Consider the following 5589-nt stretch of genomic DNA (forward strand, 5'->3'; position numbering starts at 1 on the left):
GACCGTGGCGGCCGTGGTTTCGAGCGTCGTGACGACCGTGGTGGCCGTTCCTTCGAGCGCCGTGACGACCGTGGCGGTGAGCGCCGTTCCTTCAACCAGGACCGGGGCGACCGGGGTTTCGAGCGTCGTGACGACCGCGGTGGCCGTCCCTTCGAGCGTCGTGACGACCGCGGCGGCTTCCGCCGCGACGACCGTGGCGGTCACCGGGGCAGCGACCGTCCGTTCAACCGTGAGCGCCGCGACGACCGTCCGGGCTTCCGCTCCGGCGGCCACGAGCGCCCCTACGGCCGCCGTGACGAGCACCGCGGCACCGGCGGCTCGTCCTCCTTCGGCCGGCGCGACGACAAGCCCCGCTGGAAGCGCAACGGCTGACGCCCAGTGAGCTGACGAAGGGCCCGTACGGATCTCCGTACGGGCCCTTCGGGTTTCCCGGTGCTTTTCGGCCGTCGCGTGACGCATGTCACGCCGGCCCCCAGGGAATTGCTGGGGTCATGACAGACGACACGCAAGCGAGAGCCGAGTCGGCCCTGTCCGACGAGGAGCGGCTCGCCCAGCTCGGCTACACCCAGGTCCTGGCCCGCCGGATGTCGGCGTTCTCCAACTACGCCGTCTCCTTCACGATCATCTCGGTGCTGTCCGGCTGCCTCACGCTGTATCTGTTCGGCATGGTGACCGGCGGGCCCGCCGTGATCACCTGGGGCTGGGTGGCCGTCGGCCTGATGACGCTGTTCGTCGGCCTGTCGATGGCCGAGATCTGTTCCGCCTACCCGACCTCGGCCGGCCTGTACTTCTGGGCGCACCGGCTCGCGCCCCCGCGCTCGGCGGCGGCCTGGGCGTGGTTCACCGGCTGGTTCAACGTGCTCGGCCAAGTGGCGGTGACGGCGGGCATCGACTTCGGCGCGGCGTCCTTCCTCGGGGCCTGGCTGAACCTCCAGTTCGGCTTCCGGGTGTCGCCCGGCCGTACGGTCCTGCTCTTCGCGGCGATCCTGCTGCTGCACGGGCTGCTGAACACCTTCGGGGTGCGGATCGTCGCCCTGCTGAACAGCGTGAGCGTGTGGTGGCACGTGGGCGGTGTCGCGGTCATCGTCGGCGCGCTGGCCTTCCTGCCCGACCACCACCAGTCGGCGTCCTTCGTCTTCACCCACTTCGTCAACGAGACGGGCTGGGGCAGCGGGTTCTACGTGGTGCTGCTCGGCCTCCTCATGGCGCAGTACACCTTCACCGGCTACGACGCCTCCGCCCACATGACCGAGGAGACCCACGACGCGGCGACCGCCGGCCCGAAGGGCATCGTCCGCTCCATCTGGACCTCCTGGATCGCGGGCTTCGTCCTGCTGCTGGGCTTCACCTTCGCCATCCAGTCCTACGACGGCGCGCTGAACTCGCCGACCGGCGCGCCCCCGGCGCAGATCCTCCTGGACGCGCTCGGTGCCACGACCGGAAAGCTGCTCCTGCTCGTGGTGATCGGCGCCCAGCTCTTCTGCGGGATGGCCTCGGTGACGGCCAACAGCCGCATGATCTACGCCTTCTCGCGGGACGGCGCGCTCCCCTTCTCCCGCGTGTGGCACACGGTCAGCCCGCGCACCCGGACCCCGGTCGCGGCGGTCTGGCTGGCCGCCCTGGGCGCGCTCGTCCTCGGCCTGCCGTACCTCATCAACTCAACGGCGTATGCGGCCGTGACGTCCATCGCGGTGATCGGGCTCTACATCGCCTACGTCATCCCGACGCTGCTGCGTGTCCGCAAGGGCGCGGGGTTCCAGCGGGGGCCGTGGCATCTGGGCCGCTGGTCGCTCCCCATCGGCGTGGTCTCGGTCGTCTGGGTCGTCCTGATCACGGTGCTCTTCATGCTGCCCCAGGTCTCACCGGTCACCTGGGAGACCTTCAACTACGCCCCGGTCGCCGTCCTCGTCGTCCTCGGCTTCGCGGCCATCTGGTGGCTCGCGTCGGCCCGCCACTGGTTCCTTCGCGACTGACCGACGCGGCCGTGTCCCCGATACCCGATCGGAGACACGGCCACCGCCAGCTATGCTCGGACAGGCAGCACCGCCCCGGGCCCTTAGCTCAATTGGCAGAGCAGTGGACTTTTAATCCATTGGTTGTGGGTTCGAGTCCCACAGGGCCTACCCGAACGCCCCCGGCCCGACGATCCGTTGAGCCGGGGGCGTGTCCGTTTTGCCCGGTACCGGGCCACGGGTCGCCCGTCCGGCGCCCTCTTCGAAACCCTGTGCCGCCGGTGAATCAATAGCTGTTCCGGCGAACTGAGTTTTCAATGGAACGCGCCGACAGGTTATTTGCGGCAATGGCCGAGGCGGCATTTTCACCCGACATCGGCCGCAGAAGCGTGCTACCGTCGGTCTCGGTTGCAGTTGTGGTTCCCGAAGTTGCATTTCCGGTCTTTTCCGGGCGGGGTAATCATCGCGGCGACACGCGGTTCGTACAGTGCGTACCGCGATGCACTGCCCCGAAGGAGAATTGACATGGCTACTGGCACCGTGAAGTGGTTCAACGCGGAAAAGGGCTTCGGCTTCATCGAGCAGGACGGCGGCGGCGCCGACGTCTTCGCCCACTACTCCAACATCGCCGCCCAGGGCTTCCGTGAGCTGCTCGAGGGCCAGAAGGTGTCCTTCGACATCGCCCAGGGCCAGAAGGGCCCGACGGCCGAGAACATCGTCGCCGCCTGACGCTCACGCGCACTTTGTAGCCGGGGCCCGCATCCTTCGGGGTGCGGGTCCCGGCTACTCGCATTTTCCGCAGCGTTCTTACGCTGCGCTCCACCGGCTCATTCTTGCAATTACCCGTGCGGCTCAACGCTGCGGGAATTCCTTGATATGTGCCGCATCAAGGAAGGTTCCGCATGAACCGCACACGCACGAACGACCGCTTCACCCGCACCCGCCACGGGAATTCCGGCCGCCGGACCCCCGCGATCCAGGGGGAGTTCGCGCTCCCTCGGACGACGACTCCCGCGCTTCCGGCCGTGGAGAGTTTCGCCGATCTCGACATGCCGGGGGATCTGCTGGCCGCGCTCGGTGCGCAGGGTGTGACCGTGCCGTTCCCGATCCAGGCGGCGACCTTGCCGAACTCCCTCGCGGGCCGGGACGTGTTGGGCCGGGGCCGTACCGGCTCCGGCAAGACGCTCGCCTTCGGGCTCGCGCTGCTGGCCCGTACGGCCGGGCGGCGTGCCGAGGCCCGGCAGCCGCTCGGGCTGGTCCTCGTACCGACGCGTGAGCTAGCGCAGCAGGTCACCGACGCGCTCGCGCCGTACGCCCGCTCGGTGAAGCTGCGGCTGGCCACGGTCGTGGGCGGCATGCCGATCGGGCGGCAGGCGAGCGCGCTGCGCGGGGGCGCCGAGGTCGTCGTCGCCACGCCGGGACGCCTGAAGGACCTCATCGACCGGGGCGAGTGCCGGCTGGACCAGGTCGCGGTGACCGTCCTGGACGAGGCCGACCAGATGGCCGACATGGGGTTCATGCCGCAGGTCACGGCGCTGCTCGACCAGGTACGCCCGGAGGGCCAGCGCATGCTGTTCTCCGCGACCCTGGACCGCAACGTCGACCTGCTGGTGCGCCGCTACCTCAGCGACCCCGTGGTGCACTCGGTCGACCCCTCGGCCGGCGCGGTCACGACGATGGAGCACCACGTGCTGCACGTCCACGGCGCCGACAAGCACGCGGCCACCACCCAGATCGCCGCCCGCGACGGCCGCGTGATCATGTTCCTCGACACCAAGCACGCCGTCGACCGCCTCACCGAACACCTGCTCAACAGCGGGGTACGGGCCGCGGCCCTGCACGGCGGGAAGTCGCAGCCACAGCGCACCCGGACCCTGACGCAGTTCAAGACGGGCCACGTCAACGTGCTGGTGGCGACCAATGTCGCGGCACGCGGCATCCACGTCGACAACCTCGACCTCGTCGTCAACGTCGATCCGCCGACCGACCACAAGGACTACCTGCACCGCGGCGGCCGCACCGCCCGTGCGGGCGAGTCCGGCAGTGTCGTCACCCTGGTGACCCCGACCCAGCGCCGCGGCATGACCCGCCTCATGTCGGACGCCGGAATCCGGCCGCAGACCACCCAGGTCCGCACCGGCGACGAGGCCCTGAACCGCATCACCGGAGCCCAGGCACCCTCCGGCGTCCCGGTCGTCATCACCGCACCGGTCGTCGAGCGCCCCAAGAAGCGCAGGGCCCCCGCACGCGGCCGACGCCGCCCGGTCCCGGCGGCCCGCCGCGCACCCGGACGGCAGTCCACCGACGGTACGGCGGCATAGGACCCTGGTGACGCACCACGTCACCGAGGTCCGCCCCGTCTTCCCTTCTCCCTGTGAGGCATCATGCGCTGTGTCATCGCACGTTTCCCGTTCGAGCTGACCAAGAACGGCGTGCTGGAATCGATGAAGGGCGTCAAGCCCGAGCCGGTCACCGCCGAGTCGGTGATCATCGGCCGCCGCCACTACCCCGCCAAGCAGGTGGGCGAGGTCGTCACCCGTCAGGACCGCCGCGATTTCAGTGCCGGTGAGGTGCTGCGCGCCATGGCCCGGCTCGGCTTCACCTGCCGTACGGCTCCCGAGGCCGTCCCCGCGCCCGCCGAGACCCCGCTGGAGCGGGCGTCCGCGATGCTCGGCACCTCCCTGACCGGCTGACCGGCCGGACGGGCGGGAGCCCGGCGGAGCAGTACAGAGCAGCGGAGAGCACCGAGGGCCCGACCGGCACGCGCCGGTCGGGCCCTCTCCGCGTTCCGTACCGTTCCCGGCGCGGGGCGGGGCAGTGGGTCAGTTGTCGGAGTAGCTGAAGTCACCCATCGTCCAGGCGGTGACGTCCTCGATCGCGACGCGGTACATCCCGCCCGTCATCGGGATGCCCACGGTGCCCTGGAGGATGCGGGCGACGTGGAAGTGAAGGTGCGTGGGTGTCCCGTCGCGTTTGGCGGGGGCGTCGAAGACGGCGCAGAACTCGCCCAGATGGGTGGAATCCCGCAGCACTTCGGACACCCTCCGCCGCCACATGGCTTCGGGAGCCAGTCGACCGGTGATGACAGCACCACTGGTGACCACGGTGAGAGACATCTGGTTGCTCTGCCCGGACTCCACGAGGGCGGCGATGTCAACGATCAGCTCGTCAGGCTTCGGCATGACGTCGGATTCTATGCGCCGGGCCCGACCGGGTGGCGGGGGCCGTCGCAGAGGCTGCCGTAAACGGATACTTCTCCGCCGGACACGCGAAAATCTATCGCCGTCACAGTAGACATTCGAGGAGCGCTTGGCTACGGTTTCTCTCGTAGCCGAGATCGATCAAGGCCCGGCAGACACGAACTGCCGGGCAGCAGCAGCACAGGTGTGACAAGCGATCGGTTCAGAGGGAAGAACGGAGGAGTCGAGCGCCATCAGGATCGCCCGGACCGGCAGATGTGAGTCCGGGTACCGCAGGACATCGATAGGCAGGTGGTCTCCGGTCACGCATCCGCGATCCCCGCACCCCGGTCGGCTTATCGGGCGGCTGTGCGGACACAGAAGGCCGACGCGGTATTAGGGTCGGCAGATGGTTGCAGTTCCTTCGGGGCCTTGGTGCCGTACGGCACCAAGGCCCC

General features: G+C 69.3%; 6 protein-coding genes and 1 tRNA gene. 5 read left to right on the forward strand and 2 right to left on the reverse strand.

Annotated features, from left to right (window positions below):
• Window positions 1-303: hypothetical protein (locus GT030_RS37185; RefSeq protein ID WP_202460459.1), on the reverse strand; the 303-nt coding region annotated here is incomplete at its 3' end.
• Window positions 304-491: 188 nt separating this feature from the next.
• On the opposite strand from GT030_RS37185, the gene GT030_RS23195 reads away from it, so the two are divergent.
• From GT030_RS23195 to GT030_RS23215, 5 genes are all read left to right on the forward strand, one after another.
• A complete protein-coding gene (locus tag GT030_RS23195) occupies window positions 492-1973 on the forward strand; it encodes an amino acid permease (RefSeq protein ID WP_161202745.1) in 1482 nt (493 codons plus the stop codon).
• A gap of 77 nt (window positions 1974-2050) precedes the next feature.
• A tRNA-Lys gene (locus GT030_RS23200) sits at window positions 2051-2123 on the forward strand.
• Window positions 2124-2477: 354 nt separating this feature from the next.
• Window positions 2478-2681 carry a cold-shock protein gene (locus tag GT030_RS23205; protein ID WP_161202746.1) on the forward strand — a complete coding sequence of 68 codons (204 nt, stop codon included), beginning with the start codon at window positions 2478-2480 and terminating at the stop codon, window positions 2679-2681.
• A gap of 173 nt (window positions 2682-2854) precedes the next feature.
• The gene (locus tag GT030_RS23210; protein ID WP_161202747.1) at window positions 2855-4273 is read left to right on the forward strand and encodes a DEAD/DEAH box helicase; all 1419 of its coding nucleotides are present in this window, start codon (window positions 2855-2857) and stop codon (window positions 4271-4273) included.
• Window positions 4274-4336: 63 nt separating this feature from the next.
• Window positions 4337-4645: an SCO5918 family protein gene (locus GT030_RS23215; RefSeq protein WP_086694494.1), complete on the forward strand. Its 309-nt coding sequence runs from the start codon at window positions 4337-4339 to the stop codon at window positions 4643-4645.
• Between the two features lie 129 nt (window positions 4646-4774).
• On the opposite strand, the gene GT030_RS23220 is transcribed toward GT030_RS23215, so the two are convergent.
• Window positions 4775-5134, reverse strand: a complete 360-nt coding sequence (locus GT030_RS23220) for a hypothetical protein (RefSeq protein ID WP_086694495.1) — start codon at window positions 5132-5134, stop codon at window positions 4775-4777.
• Window positions 5135-5589 lie beyond the last annotated feature (455 nt).

Source organism: Streptomyces sp. SID1328, from assembly GCF_009865595.1.
GTDB lineage: Bacteria > Actinomycetota > Actinomycetes > Streptomycetales > Streptomycetaceae > Streptomyces > Streptomyces griseoluteus.